This window comes from Devosia sp. CN2-171 (genome assembly GCF_049354815.1).
GTDB lineage: Bacteria > Pseudomonadota > Alphaproteobacteria > Rhizobiales > Devosiaceae > Devosia_A.
In genome coordinates this window covers 2,557,501-2,579,993 of the sequence record NZ_CP186479.1, presented here as the reverse complement: position 1 = coordinate 2,579,993, position 22,493 = coordinate 2,557,501, and the positions used below count along the sequence as shown (strand labels likewise).

Annotated in this window: 25 protein-coding genes and 1 tRNA gene; 12 read left to right on the top strand and 14 right to left on the bottom strand. The window is 65.3% G+C overall.

Going from position 1 to position 22,493, the window contains the following annotated elements:
• Positions 1–54: 54 nt before the first annotated feature.
• From ACOYW5_RS12710 to ACOYW5_RS12670, 9 genes are all read right to left on the bottom strand, one after another.
• Complete coding sequence (locus tag ACOYW5_RS12710; RefSeq protein ID WP_423065259.1) at positions 55–1,314, bottom strand: Hsp70 family protein; 1,260 nt, start codon at positions 1,312–1,314, stop codon at positions 55–57.
• Positions 1,315–1,419: 105 nt separating this feature from the next.
• Positions 1,420–2,421 carry a TIGR03842 family LLM class F420-dependent oxidoreductase gene (locus ACOYW5_RS12705; protein ID WP_423065258.1) on the bottom strand — a complete coding sequence of 334 codons (1,002 nt, stop codon included), beginning with the start codon at positions 2,419–2,421 and terminating at the stop codon, positions 1,420–1,422.
• Positions 2,422–2,486: 65 nt separating this feature from the next.
• Positions 2,487–3,296: an ABC transporter ATP-binding protein gene (locus ACOYW5_RS12700; RefSeq protein ID WP_423065257.1), complete on the bottom strand. Its 810-nt coding sequence runs from the start codon at positions 3,294–3,296 to the stop codon at positions 2,487–2,489.
• Positions 3,293–4,306 (bottom strand): iron chelate uptake ABC transporter family permease subunit, encoded by a 1,014-nt coding sequence (locus ACOYW5_RS12695; protein ID WP_423065256.1) that lies wholly within the window; start codon positions 4,304–4,306, stop codon positions 3,293–3,295. Before ACOYW5_RS12695 ends, ACOYW5_RS12700 begins: the two co-directional genes overlap by 4 nt.
• Positions 4,306–5,241 (bottom strand): putative F420-0 ABC transporter substrate-binding protein, encoded by a 936-nt coding sequence (locus tag ACOYW5_RS12690; RefSeq protein WP_423065255.1) that lies wholly within the window; start codon positions 5,239–5,241, stop codon positions 4,306–4,308. The genes ACOYW5_RS12695 and ACOYW5_RS12690 overlap by 1 nt, the downstream gene beginning before the upstream one ends.
• 1 nt (position 5,242) lies before the next feature.
• A complete protein-coding gene (gene cofE / locus ACOYW5_RS12685) occupies positions 5,243–6,073 on the bottom strand; it encodes a coenzyme F420-0:L-glutamate ligase (RefSeq protein WP_423065254.1) in 831 nt (276 codons plus the stop codon).
• On the bottom strand, positions 6,070–7,071 hold the full coding sequence (gene fgd / locus ACOYW5_RS12680) for a glucose-6-phosphate dehydrogenase (coenzyme-F420) (RefSeq protein WP_423065253.1): 1,002 nt from the start codon (positions 7,069–7,071) through the stop codon (positions 6,070–6,072). Before fgd ends, cofE begins: the two co-directional genes overlap by 4 nt.
• A gap of 146 nt (positions 7,072–7,217) precedes the next feature.
• Positions 7,218–7,293: transfer RNA gene (locus ACOYW5_RS12675), tRNA-Ala, on the bottom strand.
• 214 nt (positions 7,294–7,507) lie between these two features.
• Positions 7,508–7,927: a TIGR02300 family protein gene (locus ACOYW5_RS12670; RefSeq protein ID WP_423065252.1), complete on the bottom strand. Its 420-nt coding sequence runs from the start codon at positions 7,925–7,927 to the stop codon at positions 7,508–7,510.
• Positions 7,928–8,105: 178 nt separating this feature from the next.
• On the opposite strand from ACOYW5_RS12670, the gene ACOYW5_RS12665 reads away from it, so the two are divergent.
• The 10 genes from ACOYW5_RS12665 to trpA all read left to right on the top strand — a co-directional run bounded on the left by ACOYW5_RS12665 (position 8,106) and on the right by trpA (position 15,959).
• Positions 8,106–8,744 carry a (d)CMP kinase gene (locus ACOYW5_RS12665; RefSeq protein WP_423065251.1) on the top strand — a complete coding sequence of 213 codons (639 nt, stop codon included), beginning with the start codon at positions 8,106–8,108 and terminating at the stop codon, positions 8,742–8,744.
• 173 nt (positions 8,745–8,917) lie between these two features.
• Entirely contained in the window at positions 8,918–10,615 is a 1,698-nt protein-coding gene (gene rpsA / locus ACOYW5_RS12660; protein ID WP_423065250.1) for a 30S ribosomal protein S1, read from the top strand.
• An 88-nt stretch (positions 10,616–10,703) separates the two neighbouring features.
• Positions 10,704–11,210, top strand: a complete 507-nt coding sequence (locus ACOYW5_RS12655) for a GNAT family N-acetyltransferase (RefSeq protein WP_423065249.1) — start codon at positions 10,704–10,706, stop codon at positions 11,208–11,210.
• A 62-nt stretch (positions 11,211–11,272) separates the two neighbouring features.
• Positions 11,273–12,220: a signal peptide peptidase SppA gene (gene sppA, locus ACOYW5_RS12650; RefSeq protein WP_423065248.1), complete on the top strand. Its 948-nt coding sequence runs from the start codon at positions 11,273–11,275 to the stop codon at positions 12,218–12,220.
• A gap of 34 nt (positions 12,221–12,254) precedes the next feature.
• Positions 12,255–12,539 carry an integration host factor subunit beta gene (locus tag ACOYW5_RS12645; protein WP_055047553.1) on the top strand — a complete coding sequence of 95 codons (285 nt, stop codon included), beginning with the start codon at positions 12,255–12,257 and terminating at the stop codon, positions 12,537–12,539.
• Between the two features lie 15 nt (positions 12,540–12,554).
• Positions 12,555–12,908 carry a lipopolysaccharide assembly protein LapA domain-containing protein gene (locus tag ACOYW5_RS12640; protein ID WP_423065247.1) on the top strand — a complete coding sequence of 118 codons (354 nt, stop codon included), beginning with the start codon at positions 12,555–12,557 and terminating at the stop codon, positions 12,906–12,908.
• 10 nt (positions 12,909–12,918) lie between these two features.
• On the top strand, positions 12,919–13,569 hold the full coding sequence (locus tag ACOYW5_RS12635) for a phosphoribosylanthranilate isomerase (protein ID WP_423065246.1): 651 nt from the start codon (positions 12,919–12,921) through the stop codon (positions 13,567–13,569).
• Between the two features lie 13 nt (positions 13,570–13,582).
• Complete coding sequence (gene trpB / locus ACOYW5_RS12630; protein ID WP_423065245.1) at positions 13,583–14,803, top strand: tryptophan synthase subunit beta; 1,221 nt, start codon at positions 13,583–13,585, stop codon at positions 14,801–14,803.
• An 87-nt stretch (positions 14,804–14,890) separates the two neighbouring features.
• The gene (locus ACOYW5_RS12625) at positions 14,891–15,067 is read left to right on the top strand and encodes a hypothetical protein (RefSeq protein ID WP_423065244.1); all 177 of its coding nucleotides are present in this window, start codon (positions 14,891–14,893) and stop codon (positions 15,065–15,067) included.
• A 61-nt stretch (positions 15,068–15,128) separates the two neighbouring features.
• On the top strand, positions 15,129–15,959 hold the full coding sequence (gene trpA, locus ACOYW5_RS12620) for a tryptophan synthase subunit alpha (protein WP_423065243.1): 831 nt from the start codon (positions 15,129–15,131) through the stop codon (positions 15,957–15,959).
• A gap of 46 nt (positions 15,960–16,005) precedes the next feature.
• Here the strand turns inward: trpA and ACOYW5_RS12615 are convergent, their stop codons facing one another.
• Entirely contained in the window at positions 16,006–16,809 is an 804-nt protein-coding gene (locus ACOYW5_RS12615; protein ID WP_423065242.1) for a hypothetical protein, read from the bottom strand.
• A gap of 221 nt (positions 16,810–17,030) precedes the next feature.
• On the opposite strand from ACOYW5_RS12615, the gene accD reads away from it, so the two are divergent.
• Positions 17,031–17,990 carry an acetyl-CoA carboxylase, carboxyltransferase subunit beta gene (gene accD / locus ACOYW5_RS12610; protein WP_423065241.1) on the top strand — a complete coding sequence of 320 codons (960 nt, stop codon included), beginning with the start codon at positions 17,031–17,033 and terminating at the stop codon, positions 17,988–17,990.
• Between the two features lie 179 nt (positions 17,991–18,169).
• Positions 18,170–19,465: a bifunctional folylpolyglutamate synthase/dihydrofolate synthase gene (locus ACOYW5_RS12605; protein ID WP_423065240.1), complete on the top strand. Its 1,296-nt coding sequence runs from the start codon at positions 18,170–18,172 to the stop codon at positions 19,463–19,465.
• A gap of 29 nt (positions 19,466–19,494) precedes the next feature.
• Here ACOYW5_RS12605 and ACOYW5_RS12600 read toward each other — a convergent pair whose 3' ends face one another.
• The 4 genes from ACOYW5_RS12600 to trxA (ACOYW5_RS12585) form a co-directional block, all read right to left on the bottom strand.
• Positions 19,495–19,869, bottom strand: a complete 375-nt coding sequence (locus ACOYW5_RS12600) for a YciI family protein (protein WP_423065239.1) — start codon at positions 19,867–19,869, stop codon at positions 19,495–19,497.
• Between the two features lie 57 nt (positions 19,870–19,926).
• Entirely contained in the window at positions 19,927–21,579 is a 1,653-nt protein-coding gene (locus ACOYW5_RS12595; RefSeq protein WP_423065238.1) for a glycoside hydrolase family 3 protein, read from the bottom strand.
• 57 nt (positions 21,580–21,636) lie between these two features.
• Positions 21,637–21,972 (bottom strand): thioredoxin, encoded by a 336-nt coding sequence (gene trxA, locus ACOYW5_RS12590; protein ID WP_423065237.1) that lies wholly within the window; start codon positions 21,970–21,972, stop codon positions 21,637–21,639.
• Positions 21,973–22,108: 136 nt separating this feature from the next.
• Positions 22,109–22,432 (bottom strand): thioredoxin, encoded by a 324-nt coding sequence (gene trxA, locus ACOYW5_RS12585; protein WP_423065236.1) that lies wholly within the window; start codon positions 22,430–22,432, stop codon positions 22,109–22,111.
• Positions 22,433–22,493: the final 61 nt, after the last annotated feature.

Sequence of the window (22,493 nt, the reverse complement as noted above, 5' to 3'; positions counted from 1 at the left end):
TGCCGACAACTTAGCCGAGGATGGTTTTGTTTTCGGTAACAATCGTATGCGAAGTCACCCGAACCTGCGCGCAGCGTCGATCGCGAGCCCGAGGCCTACGCTGCCGAAGGCGTCGGTCTCGACGGCTTTGGCCTTAGGGAACAGTCCCCGCAGCATGTTCGATACGGCCGGAACGCGGGTCGAGCCACCGGTAAGGATCAGCGTATCGATCCTCTCTCCCCCCACCCCCGCGGCTTCCAGCGTCCGGCCGATGGCCCTCGCGATCGACTCCGTGGCACCGGCAAGGGCCGCCCGCAATTCACCGACGGCTATCAGCGTCTCGAGTTTCACGTCGCGCGTCACGAAGCGGAACTCGGTCTGGTCGGTCTCGCTGAGTGCGATCTTGGCCTCTTCGACGCGCCCGGCCAGGCGATGCCCCTGCCGGTCCTCGACCAGCGCGACCAGCATGGCGACGAGGTCGGGGAACTGCGCTTCCTGGTAGGTCTCGCGCAGCTCGGCCATGATCTTGGCATTGTAGAGCCGGTTGATCCGGTGCCAGGTGGCGAGATCGTAGTAGGGCGCCGAGGGCAGGGGGCGCTTGCCGTCGGCAGTTTCGGTGCCATAGCCGAGCAGCGGCATCACCTTCTTGAGCGAGAGCAGACGGTCGAAATCGGTGCCGCCGATATGGACGCCGGCAGTTGCAAGGATGTCGTCCTTGCGCTCCTTGGCGCGGGCCCGCTCCGGCGAGAGACGGATCACGGTGAAGTCCGACGTGCCGCCGCCGATATCGGCGACGAGCCCGAGCTCCTCGCGCGTCACCTGCTGTTCATAGTCGAGCGCCGCCGCGATCGGCTCGAACTGGAATTCGATGTGGCGGTAGCCCTGCGTCCGCACCGCGCCTTCGAGCTGGCGCTGCGCTTCAGCATCGGCGGCATCGTCGTCGTCGACGAAGCGCACCGGGCGCCCGCAGACGATCTCGCCGATCTCGTGCCCGAGCGTTGCCTCCGAGCGATGCTTCAGCTCGCCGACGAAGCGGCCGAGGATTTCGGAGAATTTCAGCGCCTCGCGCTTCACCCGCGTGGTGTCGTTGAACAGCGAGGTGCCGAGCACACTCTTGATCGAGCGCATCAGCCGCCCATCGGCGCCGGTGACATATTCGCTGACCGCTTGGCGGCCGAAATAGGTCCGGTTTTCCTCGAACGAAAAGAAGATCGCCGACGGGATGGTCGGCTTGCCGTCCTCGAGCGGGAGGAGGCGCGGTGGCTCGTTGCCACCCGCCACGGCGAAGGTGGAGTTGGAAGTGCCGAAATCCATGCCGCAATGGGGTCGCGCCATTCCAAAACTCCGCATGCGTGTGAACCCGCCTCGGGGAGCCAATGGCGGGGCGCGGGATATAGAAGGTCTGGCCCGGGCTGTCGAGGCCCCGGGGTGCTGAGGAGGCTATCGGAAGGCCGGGATTACGTGGCGGCCGTAACCGGCGATGATCTCTTCCTCGTCGCCCGAGTCGAGATAGATGTTGAACTGGGTGACCCCGGCGGCTTCGAGCTCGCGCACCTTGGCAACGTGCTCGTCGGGCTCGCCCAAGACGCAGAAGCTTTCGACCACGTCGTCGGTGATGAAATCTAGGAACGGGTTATCGGCCTGGCCGTGCTTGGAATAGTCGTAGCCGCGGCGCTTCTCGATATAGCTGGTCAGGCTCTTGGGCACCTGGCCGGACTCGGTGCCGTATTTCTCGACGATATCGGCGACGTGGTTGCCGACCATGGCCGGGAACCACTTCACATGCTCGATGGCGCGCTTCTTGTCGCCGAAATAGGCGGGGGCGGCGGCCATCGACCGGAAGTTCGACATATCCTTGCCCGCTGCCTTGCCGGCCTCGATGCACTGGTCGGTGAACCACTTGCAGAGGCTGGGCTCGGCGATCTGCAGCACCACGCCCTCGGCGCTCTCGCCAGCCGTCTTCAGCGCCAGCGGACCGTACGCCGCGATCCAGCTCGGCATCTCGTGGCCGACGGCCCAGGGGAATTTCGCCGGGACCGGGATCTCGCCGTATGTCACTTCCTCGCCGCGCACCATGGCCTTGGTTTTCGCAATGAACTCGGCCACCCGCGCCAGCGTCGCCGGCTTCTTGCCCATGACGCGCATGGACGAGTCACCACGGCCGACGGCGAGATCGAAGCGGCCGCCGGACTGCTTCGACAACGAGCCGAAGATCGAAGCGGCCACTGACCAGTCGCGCACGTCCGGGTTGGTGACCAGCGGCCCGAAGCGCATCTTCTCGGTGTGCTCCATGCACATGGCGATGGCGGCGTAGCAATCGCGCCAGAGGATGTGGGAATCATAGAACCAACAGTAGCTGAAGCCGGCGTACTCGGCGGCCCTAACGAGGTAGCGGGCCCGGTCGGCATCGACAAAGCCCTTGAAGGTGATCCCGAATTCCATAGCCCGCGCTCCTCGCCCCGAAATTTGACCAGATGATCAAAGATTTGGCCGGCTGCGCGCCGTTGTCAATCGGATTTCGGTGCCGGAACCGTCCCGGCAGCGCGATCGTAGATGACGAGCGGGCGGGCACTGCCCGGCAGGGTCACGATGTTGGCGTGGACGCCGTAGACTTCGAGCAGCAGGCTCGGCGTCAGCACCTCGGATGACGCGCCTTCCGCCACCACGCGGCCGCCATGCATCACCACCAGATGATCGCAGAAGCGCGCAGCAAGATTAAGGTCATGCATCGCGAGGAGCACCGTGCTGCCGGCCTGCGTTAGGCGGCGCAGCAGGTCGAGGACGAGCAGTTGCGCCTTGATGTCGAGATGGCTGGTCGGCTCGTCGAGCAGCAGCAGCTGTGGTTCCTGCGCCAGGGCGCGCGCCAGTTGCACCCGCTGCTGCTCGCCACCCGAGAGGCTGTGGTAGAGGCGGCCAGCAAACTCGCGTACGCCGAGTTCGTCGATTGCTGTTTCCACCACCCGCTCGTCCGCCGGTGTCGGCACGGATTGCCAGGTCGATTGAAATGGGATGCGCCCCAGCGCCACCACGTCGCGGACGGTAAGGCGCTCGGACGTGGTCGACGACTGCTCGACATAGGCGACGAGCTTCGCGCGCTTGGCCGGGCGCATCTGCGGCAGGTCGGCGCCATCGAACGTGATGGTGCCGCGCGACAGCCGCCTCAGACCGACGACCGCGCCGATCAGTGTCGATTTTCCTGCGCCATTGGGGCCGATCAGGCCGGTGACGGCACCTGCGGGCGCCGTGAGGCCTGTCCCGGAGAGGATGGTCACCTCCCCGGCGCGAACCTCGACATTGCTGACGGCGAGCCCGCTCATGTCACCCGCCGGTAGCGGAGGAGGATGAGCAGGAAGGCCGGCGCGCCGATCAGCGCGGTGACGATCCCGACCGGCAGTTCGCGCGGATCGAACAGGCTCCGGGCCACGGTGTCGGCCCAGAGCATGAAGATCGCGCCCACTAGCATCGACATCGGCAGCAGCACGCGGTGGCGCGACCCGACCGCCAGCCGCACTGCGTGGGGCACGACAAGGCCGACAAAGCCGATGGCCCCGCCGATCGCGACCATAACGCCGGTCAGCAACGCCGTGGCGCCGAGCAGCGTCCAGCGCAGGCGCCTGATATCAATGCCGAGGCCGATCGCACCGGCGTCGCCAAAGGCGAAGGCATCGAGGCCGCGGCCGGAAAGGAGGATTACCGGGGTGCAGAGGATCAGCCCGAGTGCCACCAGCCCCGCATCGCCCCAGGTCGTGCCGCTGAGCGAGCCCATCAGCCAGCTGAGGATTTCGCGATAGGAGTCTCCCGTCGCCGACCAGAAGATCAGCAACGACGTCAGCGCCGAAGCGACCGCCGCGATGCAGATGCCGGCGAGAATGGCCCGCGACGGGGTGGCGCCGCCGAGCAGCGCGGCGATCAGCAGGGCGAGACCAAGTGCCGCCAGGCTGCCGAGAAAGGCGCCCACCGGCATCAGCAGGGCTGCGCCGGCGAGGAGAAAGATCACCGCGCCAAGCGCAGCGCCCGAGGAGAGGCCGAGGAGGTACGGATCAGCCAGCGGGTTGCGGGTCAGCACCTGCATCACCGTGCCGGCAAGCGCCAGCCCGGCGCCGACGCCGAGGGCCGCCAACACACGAGGCAGCCGCAGCTCCCAGACGATGGCGTCACGCAGAACCGATAGGGGGCTGTCGCCCGGACCGAGGTGATGCAGCAGGCTGCCCCACACCTCGGTCGGCGAGATATCGGCCGGCCCGAAGGTTATCGCTGCAACGATGCTGGCAAGCAGCAGCGCCCAGAGGCCGGCATAGGCCAAGAGGTAGGCCGGCCGGCTCGCCATCAGTCGAACGTGAGCGCCTTGAGTTGTGCCGCGAGGTCAAGCGCGGCCGGTACGTTGCGCACGCCGGCCTCGGAGGCCGGGAACGGAATGATCAGGTAGCGTTCGTGCACCACGGCATCGAGCTTGCTCGTGATCGGGTTCTCGGCGAGGAGCTTCTTCTTCTGCGCGGCCGAGTTCCAGGCGGAATCGACGAGAACGATCACGCTCGGATTGGCGTCGACCACCGCTTCCCAGCTCGCCGCGAACCAGCCCTCGTCGGTATCGGCGAAGATGTTCTCGAGTCCGACTGCCTCCATGATCATCGCCGGAGCATTGCTGCCGGCGCCGACATAGGGGGCCTTGGTGCCAGAGGAGTACCAGACGGCGGTGAGGCCACGGCTATCCGCGGCGAGACCGGCGAGCTCGGCCCTCTGCTTGTCGATGAGCGCGGTTGCGGCCGGCTCGACATCGAAGATCGCGCCCATTTCGGCGATCTCGCCGAACAGCGCGTCGAAGGTCAGCTTCGGCGGCTTGATCGTGCGGCAGGCGGCGGGCGCCACATAGGACGCAACGCCGAGCTGCGCCAGGGCGGGGCGCTCACCCGCGCCATCGGCGGCAAAGTTGCTTTCCCAGCCGCCATAGACGAAATCCGGCTCCGTCTCGAGCACCACTTCCTGCGCCGGCAGTTTCTCGGCCAGCACCTTGAGGTTTGCGCCAGCCGCCGCGAGATCTTCCGGCAGCGGTCCATCCTGGAAGCCGACGCCGACGATCTTGTCGGCAAGTCCGAGCGACAGCAGCAGTTCGGTGGCCGTCGACTTGATCGTCACCACGCGCTCCGGCGCCTTGGCGATGGTCACATCGACCCCGCAGTTCTCTAGCGTCAGCGGGTAGGTCGTAGCAGCCAGCGCCGGGCTGGCGAGCAGCGCAGCCATCAAGGCGAAGGGGATGAGACGCATTTCAACTCTCCTGTCGGGCGCCGCGCTTTTTGGCCGGCGCCCCGCCGAGCTCCGCGCGCGCTGTGTCGTAACCAAGCTGGTAGGCCTCGGCCGAGCCGAAGCGGAACATGTCTTCCTCGAGCGGCCGGACAAGGGTCCGGGCCCCCGGCGCATCGACCGCGACCACCAGGTGGCCGAGCCCGCGCACCACGGCTACCGGCAGTCCGCCGGCCTTGCCCTTCACGAGGTCTGCCGCTCCGGCGATCTCGTCGGCCAGCACGGCGATGGTGGCATGCAGCGGCCGGCCATTCGCATCGGTGCTGCCACGCAGGTCCTCGGTCAGTTGCACCCCCGCTGCTCCGATCGCCACATCGGTCTGCCCGACACGCCACGGGCGGCCGAACGTATCGGTGACGATGATCCCCAGCGCGATACCGAGCCGCTCACGCAGCGCTGCACAAAGAGTGCGCGCAGACAGGTCCGGGTCCTCCGGCAGCCGCAGCGCGTAGCCGTCGGGGACGTTCGACATGTCGATGCCCGCCGCCGCCATGATCAGCCCCTGCCTCGTCTCGACGATCCGGGTGATCCCGTTGGGCGTCACGCGTTCGGCGACGACGCGCACGGTATCATCGGCAATCACCTTCTCGCGGTCGGTCGCGGGAACGAGCATCCCCTCGGCCTTGGCGACGATCTTGCTGGCGATGACGAGGATGTCGCCCTCCGCCAGTGCGAGGTCTGGTTCCGTGCCTGCCTGCCTGGCCACCGCATCGAGGATCAGCGCGACGAGATCGTCGCCCGCCTGCACTTCGGGAATGCCCGGGACGGCCCAAGCGGAAAAGCGCGGGAAACTCATGCCTGCAACGCCCTGAGCCGTGGCAGGATCTGTTCGGCATAGAGCTTCAGGAACCGGCTCTGGTCCGGCCCGGGCGCATGGAACACCAGATGGTCGAAGCCGTAGTCGATATAGGTCTTGATCGCCGCGACATGCTCGTCCGGATCGCTAGAGACGATCCAGCGCTTGGCGACGCGCTCGATCGGCAGCGCCGCGGCCAGCCGTTCCATCTCGGCCGGGTCCTCGACCGAGTGCTTTTCTTCGGCCGACAGAGAGAGTGCCGCCCAGTGGCGGGTGTCGTTGAGGGCGCGATCGGGGTCGGTGTCGAACGACACCTTCACCTCGATCATCCTCTCGAACGGCTGATCCTTGAGTTCCGACTCGGCGCGCCCGATCGCCACATTGGGCAAGAGCTCGTCGACATATAGCTCGGCGCCCTTGCCCGACGTGCAGATGAAGCCGTCGCCGGCCCGCCCGGCATATTTGGCGTTCAGCGGTCCGCCCGCCGCGATGTAGATGGGCACCGGCTCGTCGGGCTTGTCGTAGATCGTGGCGCTGACCGTCTTGTAGTACTCGCCCTCGAAGCTGACGCGATCCTCGCGCCACAGCTGCCGGATCAGCCTTACCGCCTCGCGCAGCCGCGCCGACCGCTCCTTGAGCTCGGGCCACTCCATGCCGGTCGCCGGCACTTCATTGAGGGATTCGCCCGTGCCGACACCGAGTATGATGCGGCCGGGGAACATCGCGCCGAGGGTGCCGAAGGTATGAGCAACCACCGATGGATGCAGCCGGAACGTTGGGGTGAGTACGGACGTGCCGAGGATGATGCGCTCGGTCCGCGCCAGCACCGCAGCCATCCAGGCCGGGGCAAAGGGCGCGTGGCCGTCCGTATGCTTCCACGGCTGGAAATGGTCGGAAACGAACACCGAGTCGAACCCGGCCTGCTCTGCCTCGACGGCGAAGCCGAGGAGCGCATTGGGCGAAAACTGCTCTGCCGATGCCTTATATCCCAGCCGCACGTATCCCTCCGCTCAGCGCTCACAGGCAGACGATATTTGACCAATTGGTCAAAGAATGTCCAATGAAAAGCGCACGACCGTTTCGCGGCCGACGGGGAGGCGCGGAAAACGAAAAACCCCAGCATGCGCCGGGGTCTTCAGGGTATTGGTGGAGCCAAACGGAATCGAACCGTCGACCTCTTGAATGCCATTCAAGCGCTCTCCCAACTGAGCTATGGCCCCATCAACGATCACTTGGATCAGATCCGGTTGCCCGACACTCGCCGGGCCTTGGGATTTTTGCGCGGCGGCGTATCCGTCGCAGCGCGGGTGCTATCTACCTAGGCGATCCGCTCGTGGCAAGCGGGTTTTTTGCACCTCTTGTGAAGATGGAGCGCGGTCCGCGGAAAGTTATGAGACTTTCACGCCGCGACCGCACGGCCACCTTCAAGCGGCGTCAGCGTTCGTCGCCGCCACCGCCAACGTCGAAGTCGAGGTCTTCGTCCTCGTCTTCATCCTCTTCGAGGAACACGTCTTCGTCCTCGCCGATATCCTCGACGTCTTCGACGTCCTCGACATCGGGAATCTCCTCGCCCTCGTCCTCGACGCCTTCTTCGGCATCGGCTTCCTCGAGCGAAACGATCTCGGGCGCGCCGGGCTCGGCGGCCTCTTCGACCTCGATCTCTTCTTCTTCCTCTTCCTCGTCACGCACGGGGGCCGCTTTTACGCGGGCCGCAGTCACGGCGAGGGTTTCGAAGTAGGTTCGAGGATACGATTTGCCCGTATAGGGCGAAACAATCGGATCCTTGTTGAGGTCGTAGAACTTCTTGCCGGTATCGGGGTCTTCCCGCTTCGTACCGCGTTCGTCCTTGGCCAATTGCTTCCTCATGTAGAAAGGCGGGGGCCACCCCGCTGGGAACCGTCCGGTTAGGGTGAAAGCGTCACCCTGTCAAACCCAAAATGCGACGAACTCTGGGGGTTGATGGCGTCGCCGCTGGCCCGGCAAAATCCCCAGTGCTAGGGGGAGACGGAACGTCTCGCCAACGGGAGCGGCAATGATCATCGCGGTGGATGGACCGGCAGCGTCCGGCAAGGGCACCCTCGCCGCGGGATTGGCACGGCACTACGGCCTGCCGCAACTCGATACCGGCCTGCTCTACCGCGCCGTTGGCCGCGCCGTGGCCGGGCTCGAGGATACACCTGGCTTCGAGGCCGCAGCCATCGCCGCCGCTCGTTCGATCGATACCGGGCATCTCGATCCCCTCGCGCTCTCGACCGCCGAAGTCGGGGTGCTGGCCAGCAAGGTGGCGGTGATCGCCGAGGTTCGCGCCGCGCTGTTCGATTTCCAGCGCCAGTTCGCCCTGCAGCCCGGCGGCGCCGTCCTCGATGGCCGCGACATCGGCACCAAGATCGCGCCCGATGCCGATGTGAAGCTCTTTATCCAGGCCGACAGCAAGTCGCGCATGGAGCGCCGGGCGCGCCAGCTCGAAGGTCGCGGCGTGGTGGTTGATCGCTACGCCCTCTATCACCAGATAGAGCAGCGGGACGCCCGTGACATGGCAAATCCCAATGGCGGCTTCTATCCGGCAGCCGATGCCCACTTGCTGGACACCACGCTCTTGGATATAGAGGCCGCACTCCGCGCAGCCGTCGCCATTGTCGACGGGGTCATGGCGCGCAAGGGGCAGCACTAGCTGCAAAACCAAACCTTGCGGCTTAGTCCCCTCGGCAAAGCCCAAGAGCCGGCACCGGACACCAATCTCAATATTCTATTGGCTCGCGCGCCAGCGCACCGGATCGTCTTTCACATGACGATGGCAGACGGGCCCTTCAACACCAGCCACCGGGCGCGAATGGAGAACCAAACTTGGCAGTTCAAACTGTAACCAAGGACGATTTCGAGTCCATGCTGATGGACTCCTTCCTTGAAAACGAGCCCCTAGAGGGCACCGTGGTCAAGGGCCGGGTGGTCGCGATCGAGAAGGATCTGGCCATCATCGACGTCGGTCTGAAGACCGAAGGCCGTATCGCGCTGAAGGAATTCGGCGCCGCCGGCCGTGACGGCACCATCCAGGTCGGCTCGGAAGTCGAAGTCTATGTCGACCGCGTCGAGAACGCCGTCGGCGAGGCTGTCCTCTCCCGTGAGAAGGCCCGCCGTGAAGAGAGCTGGGTCAAGCTCGAAGAGAAGTACGGCGCCAACGAGCGCGTCGAGGGCATCATCTTCAACCAGGTCAAGGGTGGTTTCACCGTCGACCTCGAAGGTGCCGTGGCGTTCCTGCCGCGTTCGCAGGTCGACATCCGTCCGATCCGCGACATCGCTCCGCTCATGAACGTGCCGCAGCCGTTCCAGATCCTGAAGATGGACAAGCGTCGCGGCAACATCGTTGTCTCTCGTCGTGCGATCCTCGAGGAAAGCCGCGCCGAGCAGCGTTCCGAGATCGTCCAGCAGCTCGAAGAGGGCCAGGTTGTCGACGGCGTGGTCAAGAACATCACCGATTACGGTGCGTTCGTTGATCTCGGCGGCATCGATGGCCTGCTGCACGTCACCGATATCGCGTGGCGTCGCGTCAACCACCCGTCCGAAGTGCTGTCGATCGGCGAGACCATCAAGGTCCAGATCGTCCGCATCAACCACGAGAGCCACCGCATCAGCCTGGGCATGAAGCAGCTCCAGGCCGATCCGTGGGACGGTATCGCCGCCAAGTACCCGGTCGGCGCCAAGTTCACCGGCCGCGTGACCAACATCACCGACTACGGTGCATTCGTGGAACTGGAGCCGGGCATCGAAGGCCTGATCCACGTCTCCGAAATGAGCTGGACCAAGAAGAACGTCCACCCGGGCAAGATCGTCTCGACCTCGCAGGAAGTCGAAGTGATGGTGCTCGAGGTCGATCCCGAGAAGCGCCGTATTTCGCTCGGCCTGAAGCAGACCCTCGCCAACCCGTGGGAAACCTTCGCCGAGAAGTTCCCGGTCGGTGCGACCGTGGAAGGCGAAGTCAAGAACAAGACCGAGTTCGGCCTGTTCATCGGTCTCGATGGCGACGTCGACGGCATGGTGCACCTCTCCGACCTCGACTGGCAGAAGCCGGGCGAGCAGGCTCTGGAGGAGTACAACCGCGGCGACATCGTCCAGGCCAAGGTGCTGGACGTCGACGTCGAGAAGGAGCGTATCTCGCTCGGCATCAAGCAACTGGCAGTCGGTGATGTGGCCGATGCAGGTGGCGACGGCATCCGCAAGGGTTCGGTCGTCACCGGCACCGTGACTGAAGTCAACGACGGCGGCATCGAAGTTCGCATCAACGACACCGAGATGACTGCGTTCATCCGTCGTGCGGATTTGAGCCGCGATCGCAACGACCAGCGTCCGGAGCGTTTCTCCAAGGGCGAGAAGGTCGACGCGCGCGTCACCCAGTACGATCGCAAGACCTCGCGTATCCAACTCTCCATCAAGGCGCTTGAAATCGCCGAGGAGAAGGAAGCCGTGGCTGCCTATGGTTCGTCGGACTCGGGCGCTTCGCTCGGCGACATCCTCGGCGCCGCGCTCAAGGGCCGCGACGACAAGTAAGCTTTTCCGCGACCTCCATGCGAGGTCGCGGGTCTGCGCACACGGGGCTCGCACCAGTTTGGTGCGGGCCCTTTGTTTGGGGGAAGCGATGGTTCTGAAGGATGTCGCCTGGCGCGCCATGACCGCATATGACCTGCCGGCCGTGCAGGGCATTGCCGACACCGTGCATGTCGACTTCTTCGAGAGTCCCGAGGTCCTCGCCGAGCGCCTGAAACTATACCAGAACGGCTGCTACCTGCTCGAAGTCGGCGAAAAGCCCGCCGGCTATGTGCTCAGCCACCCCTGGACCTATGCCTCGCTGCCGCCGCTCAACACGCTGCTGAAGCGCCTCCCGGCCGAACCCGACACCTACTATCTCCACGACCTGTGCCTTTTGCCCGTCACCCGCCGTATCGGCGCCGCGAGCAAGATCGTCGAAGCGCTGGTCAAGCACGCTCGCGCCGAAGGCTACCCGACGATGACGCTGGTGGCGGTCAATGGCTCGATCCCGTTCTGGGAACGCCACGGCTTCGAGGCCACCGAGATTCCCGAACTCTACGGCAAGCTGCTGAGCTACGAGGAAGCCGCGCGGTATATGGTCCGCCGCCTCGACTGAGCCTTGCATTCGCCCCGACCCGCCGTTACCTCGTTGCCCAACCGAAGCGGCACGAGGCCTCGATGACCGATACGTCCGGCGATCCCGCCCACCTGATTCCCGCCAATCGCGTGCTGCGCCGCTCGCGCCGGACCTGGCGCGTGCTGTTCTTCGTCGCGCTGGCAGCGGTGGTGCTGGCGCTGGTCGGTCGTTTCAGCCTCGAACAGGGCGGGCCGGGCGATCGCATCGCGCGCGTCACCATTGCCGGCACTATCCTGACTGACCGCGAACGGCTGAAAGTGCTCACCGATCTCGCTGACGACGCCGCCGTGAAGGCAGTGATCATCTCGATCAACTCGCCGGGTGGCACCACTGCCGGCGGCGAGGAACTCTACGAGGCACTGGGCGCGCTGCGGGCCAAGAAGCCGGTCGTCGCCACCATCGACGAACTTGGCGCCTCGGCCGCGTACATGGCCGCCATCGCCTCGGACCGCATCTTTGCCCGCCGCCTGTCGATCGTCGGCTCCATCGGCGTGCTGTTCCAGCATGTCGACGCAGGCAAGCTCCTCGACACCATCGGCGTCGACCTCGACAAGGTTCAGACCGGTCCGCTGAAGGCCGAGCCCGATATCAACGAGCCGATGACGGGCGAGGTGCGCGCTTCGCTGCAAGCGCTGGTAAACGATTCGTTCGAGTGGTTCGTCGATATCGTCTCCGAACGCCGCGGCATCGCCCGTCCGGAGACGCTGGCGCTGGCCGATGGACGCATCATCACCGGCCGCCAGGGTGTCGAAACGAGACTCATCGATGCCATCGGCGGCGAGGCCGAAGCCATCGCCTGGTTGGAGTCGGACAAGGCGGTCGCAGCCGATCTGCCGGTGGTCGACTACTTCCCCGAACCCGAGACCGGCTGGGGCGGCATTACCCGCTGGCTGGGCAAGTCTGCCGCAGAAGCCGTCCGTTCCGGCGTCGATCAGGCGATGTCGCTTGACGGGCTGGTCTCCCTTTGGCACGCTCAGGCGTCGATGTGATACCCATCGTTCGTAAGGAGCGCCGGGGGGCGGTATGATCAAGTCCGAACTCGTGCAGCGACTGTCCGAAGAGAATCCGCATCTGTTCCAGCGGGATATCGAGAACATCGTCAACGCCATACTCGACGAGGTCGGGGACGCGATGGCGCGGGGCGACCGGGTCGAACTGCGCGGCTTTGGCGCTTTTTCGGTCAAGAACCGGCCGGCGCGCGTCGGCCGCAATCCTCGCACCGGCGAGACCGTGGACGTGGGCGAGAAATATGTGCCGCAGTTCAAGGCCGGCAAGGAAATCCGAGAGCGGATCAATCGCGCGGGATGATGTCTGGGCCTTCGCATGATTAGGCGGATCGTCGGCTGGTTCGTACTCGTGCCGCTCTGTGCGGCCGTGATCATATTTGCGCTCGCCAACCGGCAGCTCGTCGTCGTCAATTTCAACCCCTTCGCTCCCGTCGAGGCCCTGACCTCGCCCGGCGTCGGCGTGCCGCTGTTCCTTATCCTATTCGCGGTGCTGCTGTTCGGCGTGCTGCTGGGCGGCATTGCCACCTGGTTCGCCCAGGCCCCGCATCGCCGCGACGAACGCCATTTCAAGCGCGAAACCGAGCGGCTCCATCGCGAGCTCGAGGTTGCCCGCCGCTCACCTGAGCCGCATACGGCGCTCGGCGCCGAAGATTTCGCCCACACCAGCTGACCAAGACCCCATGCCCGACCCCCTCGTCGTCAAGATCTGTGGCATCAAGACGCCCGCATTGCTGGATGCAGCGATCGATTCCGGGGCCGACATCGTCGGCTTCATGCATGTCGAGCGCAGCCCGCGCTATGTCGACCTCGAGACGCTGCAGGAGCTGATCTCGCAGGCCCGCGGCCGGGTCGAGACCTGCGTCGTGCTGGTTAACCCGGACAATTCCACCGTGATGGAAGTGGCGGCACTATCGCCGGACTGGATCCAGCTCCACGGACCGGAGACCCCGCACCGGGTCGAGGCCATCCGTGACGAGGCCGGTATCGCCATCCTCAAGGCACTGGGCATCGGCAATGCCGAGGACGTGGCCCGCGTCGCCGAGTTCGCCGATGCCGCCGATCGGCTGCTGCTCGATGCCAAGCCCCCCAAGGGCGCCGAACGTCAGGGAGGGCTGGGCGTGACGTTCGACTGGACATTGCTCAAGGCGCTTGACCCGAACCTGCCCTTCATGCTTTCCGGGGGCCTCACGCCCGCGACGGTGGGAGAGGCGATCAAGGCCGTGCGGCCGATGGGCGTCGACGTATCGTCCGGGGTGGAGACAGCGCCCGGCGTCAAGGACGCCGCGCTCATCCGGGCCTTCATCGACAGTGCGCGCGCCGCGCACGCATAGGAGCTAGCGACAATTGAGTTCGAGTGGGGCCAATTCCCTTCGCAACGGCCCCGACGACCAGGGTCGCTACGGTCTCTATGGCGGCCGTTTCGTCGCCGAGACGCTGATGCCGCTGATCCTCGACCTCGAAAAGGCCTATCGCGCCGCCGAGGCGGATCCGCAATTCCAGGCCCAGCTCAAGGACCTCGGCGAGCACTATACCGGCCGCCCGTCGCCGCTCTATTTCGCCGAGCGCCTGACCGAGCATCTCGGCGGCGCCAAGGTCTACTTCAAGCGCGAAGAGCTGAACCACACCGGCTCGCACAAGCTCAACAACTGCGTCGGCCAGATCCTCCTTGCCCAGCGCATGGGCAAGACCCGCATCATCGCCGAGACCGGCGCCGGCCAGCATGGTGTCGCGACCGCCACGGTCTGCGCCCGTTTCGGCCTGCCCTGCACCATCTTCATGGGCGCCACCGACGTGAAGCGGCAATGGCCGAACGTGCTGCGAATGAAGATGCTCGGCGCCGAGGTTCGGCCGGTGACGGCCGGCGCCGGCACGCTCAAGGACGCCATGAACGAGGCGCTGCGCGACTGGGTCACCAATGTCGATACGACCTACTACCTGATCGGCACCGCTGCCGGCCCGCATCCCTATCCGGAGATGGTCCGCAACTTCCAGTCGGTGATCGGCGAGGAGATCAAGGTCCAGCACTTCGAGGCCGAGGGTAAGCTCCCGGACGCGCTGGTCGCCTGCGTCGGCGGTGGCTCCAACGCCATCGGCACGTTCTACGCCTTCCTCGATGAGCCCAGCGTCAGGATCTACGGCGCCGAGGCCGGCGGGCATGGCATCGACGTCGAGAACGGCCACGCCGCCTCAATGACCGGCGGCCGTCCCGGTGTGCTGCACGGCAACCGCACCTACCTGCTGCAGGATGCCGACGGCCAGATCCTCGAGGGTCACTCGATCTCGGCCGGCCTCGACTATCCCGGCGTCGGACCCGAGCACTCGTACCTGCACGACACCAAGCGCGTCACCTACGTGCCCATCACCGACAACGAGGCGATCGAAGCCTTCCAGCTCTGCACCAAGCTCGAGGGCATCATTCCGGCGCTCGAGAGTTCGCACGGCCTTGCGCAGGTGATGAAGCTCGCCCCGACCATGGGCAAGGACGAAACCATCGTCCTCTGCCTCTCCGGTCGCGGCGACAAGGACGTCGAGAGCGTCGGCCGTCTTCTTGGCCTGATCGAGTAAGCCTGACCTGCACGCATCCGAGGCATGCGATGCCTCGCCTTGTCCGCATAGGCGGTCGACTCCATCTACGGACAAAGGAGAACGATGATGCGTAACAAATTCCTGGCCGGGATCGGCAACCTCTTCGGCGACTTCGGTCGCGCCCGCAATGCCGTCAATACCTACGAGCGCCTCAATGCCCTCAGCGATGCGAGCCTCGCACGCCAGGGCCTGAGCCGCTCCGATCTGCCCGCCGAGGCGTTCAAGCGCTCCTTCCGCGCCTGAGGGTGGTTGACTCCGCCGGTTCCCGGCCCCTAAACGGGCAGTCTCTCGGGGATCGACGTTGATGAGCACTCGCCTTCCTGCCCGCTTTGCCGCCTGCGCCGCCGCGGGCCGTCCGGCTCTCGTGACCTACACGATGGCGGGCGATCCCGATCTCGCCACCGCCCAGGCGATTCTCAACGCTCTGCCGGCTGCCGGCGCCGATATCATCGAGCTTGGCATGCCCTTCTCCGACCCGATGGCCGATGGCCCGGGCGTCCAGGCGGCTGGCCAGCGGGCCCTTGCCGCCGGTCAGAATATGCGCAAGACCCTGGCCATGGTTGAAGCCTTCCGCCAGACGGACGACGAGACCCCGATCGTCCTCATGGGCTACTACAACCCCATCTACATTTTCGGCGTCGATGCCTTCCTCATTGCCGCCAAGGCCGCTGGCGTCGACGGTCTTATCGTTGTCGACCTGCCGCCCGAAGAGGACAACGAGCTTTGCCTTCCGGCCCTCGCTGCCGGCATCAGCTTCATCCGCCTCGCGACCCCGACGACCGACGATGAGCGCCTGCCGACGGTGCTCAACAACACCTCGGGCTTCGTCTACTACGTGTCGATGAACGGCATCACCGGCGCCACGATCAAAGCCAACGCGGCAGTGGGCGCCGCCGTGCAGCGGATCAAGCGCCATACCGACCTGCCGGTGGTCGTCGGTTTCGGCATCAAGACCGCCGACGATGCCGCAACGTTCGGCCGGGACTCCGACGGCGTGGCGGTCGGCACCGCCATCTGCAACGCGGTGCTCGGCTCTCTGGACAACGGCAGGGCCACTGCCGGCACTGTCGCCGCTGTAACCACGATGGTCGCAGGCCTCGCGAGCGGCGTGAAGCGGGCCAAGGTCGCAGCCTAGCTCCCGCGGAAGCAGGACGGGCGCTCAGCCCGTCCCCTCCAGCACCTCAGCCCCGGGCGAGGCAGCTTTCGAGCTTGCTCTTCGCCTTGAGGCCGCCTTGCCATTCGACCTGCGCGACGTTCTTGCTTCCGATCAGCAGCTTGAAGCTATGCTGGTCTTCCATGCCCTCAAGCGCTGCCTCGATGCTGGGCACTGCGAGCGCGATCGCGCCCCAGGCATCGCCGGCCAGATGATAGTTAAACGCCTTGACCTTCTGCGGTGCTCCGTCAGCCTGATCGAGCGTCACGCTGATCGTCTTCACCTCCGAGGGCGTCGGAATGTTCGGGCCCCAGAAGGTGATCAGCGCACCCTTATAGTCGCCGCCCGGCCCGGATAAGCGCACCATGCCGTCCCCCCGCCAATAGAAGGCGGCGCAGTACTCACCCGGCGCCGCCCCGGCACCGTCCTGGAAATAGTCCCAGCCGCCATTGGTGTAGCGCTCGTAGGCCTTGCGGAAGCCGGGGTCCTTCAGCTTTTCATCGAGCGCACTCTGCTGGGCGCTCACCGCACTGGCAAAGCTGGCGGCCTCATTCGACAGGGACCGGCCTGGGTCCTCGCTATAAGCGGAATAGTCGATATCGCCGCTGTAGTAGCCGCTGTCGTAATAATCGTCGCCGTAATACTCTTCTTCTCCGTAGTAATCGCCGTAAGCGTAGCTGGCCGATATGTCCACCATGTTCTGGTGGTGCTGCGCATTCATATCGCAGATGTTGGGCAGGTCGGAGCAGGCCAGGGCCGGCCCGGTGAGCAGTGTCGCGAATGCCGCCGCCGCGGCGAAAATGGCCTGTCGAAACAATGTCGTGCGTCGCACGGCTTTTCTCCTTGAGGCCCCCCGCGCCCAACCCACACTGTCGGCCGGCACCGGTCAAGCGGCCCCTGTCGCGATCGGTCCGGGTTGCGCCAAATCTGCCGGGACATGCGCCCACGGACCCTTAACCACGGGCTCCGAAGCTGATAATATCTGCCACAATCACCATATAGGGCCTGAGCAGCGCCGGATGGCGCGCATCGGACCCACGAACAGGCTAGGCCATGAACTGGATCAACAACGTCGTCCGTCCCCGTATCCGCTCCTTCCTCAAGCCGAAGGATACGGGATCCGAGAATCTCTGGGTCAAGGACCCCGAGTCGGGCGAGATGGTGTTCTACCGCGATCTCGAAGCCAACATGTGGGTGGTGCCCAATTCCGGCTACCACATGAAGATCAAGGCCTCCGACCGGCTGTCGACCTTCCTCGACGAGGGCAAATACGACACCGTGGCGCTGCCGCAGGTGGCGACCGATCCGCTGAAGTTCCGCGATAGTAAGCGCTACGTCGATCGCCTCAAGGAACAGCGCCTGAAGACCGGCGCCGACGACGCCGTAACCGTGGCGACCGGTGAGCTGTTCGGCCAGCCCGTTACCGTCGGCGTGCAGGATTTCGATTTCATGGGCGGCTCGCTCGGCATGGCGGCGGGTTCCGCCATCGTCACCGGGCTCGAGACTGCTGCCAACAACAAGACCGCCTTCGTGCTGTTCGTCTCCTCGGGCGGCGCGCGCATGCAGGAGGGCATCCTGTCGCTGATGCAGATGCCACGCACCACCGTTGCCGTGCTGCGCCTGCGCGAGGCCGGGCTGCCCTTCATCGTCGTCCACACCAACCCGACCACCGGCGGCGTCACCGCCTCTTACGCCATGCTGGGCGATGTGCACCTCGCCGAGCCCGGCGCACTGATCGGCTTTGCCGGCCCGCGCGTTATCGAGCAGACCATCCGCGAAAAGCTCCCCAAGGGCTTCCAGCGCTCGGAATATCTCTACGAGCACGGCATGGTCGACATGGTCGTCCACCGCCACAACCTGCGCGAAACCATCGGCTCGATCGTTGGCCTGCTGACCAAGGCGCCGATGCGCGAAGAGCTGAGCGAAAGCGCCCCGGCGCGACTCGCCACCCCGATCAGCGCAGCTGCTGGCGATGACCTCGTGGGCGTGCCGGAAGCCGCGCACGCCGAGTAAGTCTGCCGTCATCATGCGCCCTTCAAGGGCCGGGAACTGGTGCCGGAGCGCGGTCAGGAAAAGTTGCAGACTTTTCCGGTTCGACAGCGCGACCAAGTGAAAACCGGGAGCTTTCGACGTTTCAGGGAAACGGCGAATGATCTAGAAGCGCCATGCTGCTGTTCGAAAATCTGGTTCCCGTGTCTCGCACCGACGCTATCCTGAAGCGGCTGCTCAAGCTGCATCCGAAGCTTATCGACCTGAGCCTCGATCGAATCGAGAAGCTGCTCGGCAAGATCGGGCACCCGGAGGACCACCTGCCGCCGGTGATTCACGTTGCCGGCACCAACGGCAAGGGCTCGACCATCGCCTATCTCCGGGCCTTCCTCGAGGCGTCCGGCAAGAAGGTGCATGTGATGACCTCACCGCACCTCGTGCGCTTCAACGAGCGCATCCGACTGGCCGGAAAGCTCGTCTCGTCGCGCAAGCTCAACCTGGCGCTGGAGTTCTGCGAAGCGGCCAATGGCGGCGATCCGACCACCTTCTTCGAGATCACCACGGCAGCGGCGTTCAAGCTCTTCGCCGAAGTGAAGGCCGACTACCTGCTGCTCGAAACGGGCATGGGCGGCACCTTCGATGCCTCCAACGTGGTGAAGCACCCGCTGGGCGTCATCATCACGCCCGTCGACTACGACCACCAGGCGTTCCTCGGCAACACCGTCGCCGAGATTGCCGTCAGCAAGGCCGGCATCCTGAAGCGCGGCGCCAAGGCGGTGTTCGCCCGTCAGCGTGACGACGGCCGCGATGTCCTCGTGCGCCGTGCGGCGAAACTCGGGATTACCCCGCTGATCATGGGCGAGGATTTCGATGGCCGGGCCGAGGATGGCCGCCTCGTCTACCAGGACGAGCACGGCCTGCTTGACCTGCCGCCACCGGCGCTGGCCGGCCCGCACCAGTTCGAAAATGCGGCGGTAGCGATTGCTGCCGCGCGGCATTTCGACCTGCCCGTCACAGAGGCTGATATCGCCAGGGGATTGCGCGGGGTCGACTGGCCGGCGCGGCTGATGCCGGTGCATGGCACGCTGCTGCAGATGCTGCCCGAAGGCTCCGAGCTTTGGCTCGATGGCGGCCACAACGCCCACGGCGCCGCTGCGCTGGCGCTCGCGCTCAAAGAGATGGGCGAGAAACGCCATCTGCCCCTGGTGCTGATCATGGGCCTGATGAATACGCGGAAGCCTGCTGACTTCCTCGCGCCCTTTGCCCATATGAACGAGAAGGTCTTCGCCCTCACCATTCCCGGCGAGCCCAACGCGCACTCCGCCGCGACCATTGCGGCCGAAGGGCGTGGCGCCGGCTTCGACGTGGTCGAGAGCAAGTCGATCCTCAACGCCCTGGCCGATGCGGCGGCCCTCGACCACCCGATGCGCGTGGTGTTCGCCGGTTCGCTCTACCTCGCCGGCCATGTGCTGCACCAGAACGGCACGCCACCCCGCTGACTGGGCGGCCCAACGCTGACGCTGCGAGGTCAGCGCCGCTGCTGCGCCTTCTGCCAGGCGACATCGAGCTCGGGCCGCACTTCCACCGTGCCGTAGTCGGCCATGGGCCCCATCTCAGCGATCTCGATGGCCTCGGCCATGTCGCGCGCCTCGATGATCAGGATACCGCCGAGCTGCTCCTTGGTCTCGGCATAGGGCCCGTCCGTCGCCGAGGTCGCACCGCCGCGACGGCGGACGACCACTGCCTTGCCGGAATCGGCGAGCGCCAGTGCGCTGACATAGTGGCCCGACGCGATCAGCGTCGCGTCGGCGTCTCGGTTGGCGAGGTCGAACTGCTCGAGTTCGGCCGGCGTGAGCTTGCCGATCAGCTCGGCATCGACGTGGAACAGACAGACAAAGCGCATGGTGACCTCCGTGTTTGTCCATCTGGTCGAATGGCGCCGAGGCCATTCGACATTGGCTCAGTACTTCGCGTCCGGTAGCCCGCAGAATGGATCGACCGGGCTGTGCTGGTTCCACGTGCCATTGCCGAGCAGCAGCTCGACGACGGCCCGCTGCATCGTCTCGGTGGTCGAGTAGGCGTTGATATAGGTCGGCACGCGCGGCGCGTCGTAGAGCATGTAGGGGTAGCCGAACGAGATCATCGCCGTCGGAATATCGTGCCAGTAGCGCTGCATGGCCTTGCCGAAATGGCCGGTGAGCCCAAGCCAGTCGAGAAAGATACGGCCGCGCGTCAGCAGTGTTTCGTCGCCGAACAGGTAGAGCATCAGATCGAACCGGGTCGGATCGACCTCGGTTTCCGGCGTGTATATAGTCACCTCGAAGCCGTGCTGCCGCAGCATTTCAGGCAAGGCAAACGGCAGCGGATCCGGGAAGAACGGGAACACGATGCCGCCCGAGACCACCAGCACGCGCTTGTGCTTTTGGGGATCGAGCGGCAGCAGGCACTGCACGTCCTTGACCAGTGTCGGAGCGCGTCTGGCAACCGCGTCGGCGTAGACACGGTTCTTCTCCGTTGGGACGGAAGGAACGGGGGCAGGCGGGCGGTGCAGCCCAAGCGCCGCCTTGAGCGCGAGCTGCCGCATGATTGCCTCATCCACCCGCGCCTGCGTCAGTCGACCATCCGCCAGTGCGGCGCGCACATAGCCGAGGTCCTGTTCCGGGTCGTTGGCAAAAAGGATCACGTCGCAGCCCGCGGTGACCAGTTGGGGAATGGTCTCGCTGCGTTTCGCCCAGTTGCCCATCCCGGCCATGCCGGTAGCATCCGAGACGATCAGCCCGTTGAAGCCGAGGCGCTTGCGCAGCAGCTCTTCGTTCAGCATCCGGCTCAGTGACGCCGGCCGGTAGGCCTCGACGCCCGCCTCCGGATCGACCGAGCGCACGAACTCCGGCAGCGCGATATGCGCCGACATCACCGACAGCACGCCCGCTTCGATGGCGCCGCGATAGAGCCGGCCGAACGTCGCTTCCCAATCCGCAATCGACAGCGGGTCGATGGTGGTGACGAGGTGCTGGTCGCGATCGTCGAAGCCTTCGCCCGGCCAGTGCTTCACCGCCGAAGCAACGCCGTTCTGCTGGAACACCCGCATCTGCGTCAGCGCATGCTTTTCGACCGTCGCGACGTCCGAGCCGAAGCCACGGGTCGCGACGATGGCGCTGCGGAAGGCGGCGTTAATGTCGAGGACCGGGGTGAAACTCCAGTTGATGCCGATGGCGCGCGCTTCCTCGGCCATGATGCGGCTGACCTCCGCCGTCACCTCGACATCGTCGATAGCGGCGAGCGCCAGTGGATTGGGCATCTCGGCCCCGCCCGCCAAGCTCATGCGGCTGCCTTCTAGGTCGGCGGAGATGAGGAGGGGGACCGACCCCCCGGCATTGAGTTCGGCGATCAGCGCCCGCTCGGCGGCCATGTCGGAACCCGCGTGACGCGTGATGCCGCCCGGCCGGAAGGCCTTGATGGCGGCAACGTCATTCGGATTGTCGCCCGCGATCCTCAGGTTGAACAGCTGCCGCAGCTTGTCGTCGGGCGACAGGCCGGCGAGCGTCGCCTTCACCCAGGCGATGGCTTCGGAATCGAGGTTGAATGGGGCTTTGGTCAGGTGGTCGAACGTCATGCGGCTCCTCCGATGCGCGGCACTATGCCCGAGCGCACCGGAAAGTCTCGTCCGAAATCACGCCGCGAACTGATCCAGCCACTTGATCAGCTGGACGCGCGACTGCCCGGCGCCGACCTTGAAGTCGACCGGTTCGCCGTCCTTGAACACGATCAGCGTCGGCATGGCGCGCACGTTGTATTTCACCACCGTCGAGGGATTGCCGTCGACGTCGAGCTTGACGATCTTGACCTTGCCGGCGAGTTCGTCGCTCAGCTGGTCAAGGATGGGGTCCATCGCCTTGCAGGGTGGGCACCACTCGGCCCAGAAATCCACCAGCACCGGCTCCTTGGCGCCAAGCACTTCGGCATCGAAATTCTGGTCGTTCACGCGCTGGCCCAACGGAGCCTCCATCGTTGATTGCCGATGGAAGCTATCGGGAGTCGGGGCGGATGGAAAGGAATGCCATTCTCACATGCGGCGCAAAAAGAAAACGCCGCCGGACGAACCGGCGGCGTTTTCTTGGAGTCGTCGGCGAGTGCCCGCGCCGTTAGGCGGCGTGGCTCTCCAGCCACTTGGCGAGGCCCGCCTTGGGGGTGCCGGCGCCGATCTTCATGTCGGCGGCTTCACCGCCCTTGAACAGGATCATCGTCGGGATCGAACGCACGCCGTACTTGACGGTGGTGTTCGGGTTCTCATCGACGTTCAGCTTGACGATCTTCACCTTGCCCTGAAGCTCGCCCGACAGCTCTTCGAGGACCGGAGAGATGGCGCGACACGGGCCACACCACTCGGCCCAGAAGTCTACGAGCACGGGCTCTTTGGAGGACAGGACTTCCTCGCCAAAATTGGCGTCGGAAACGTGGGTTGTCATTGAGTTTGCCTTTTGGGTTGAAAGCGGCGGTCTGTTTGATCCAAAAGCTAGGTAGAGTCCA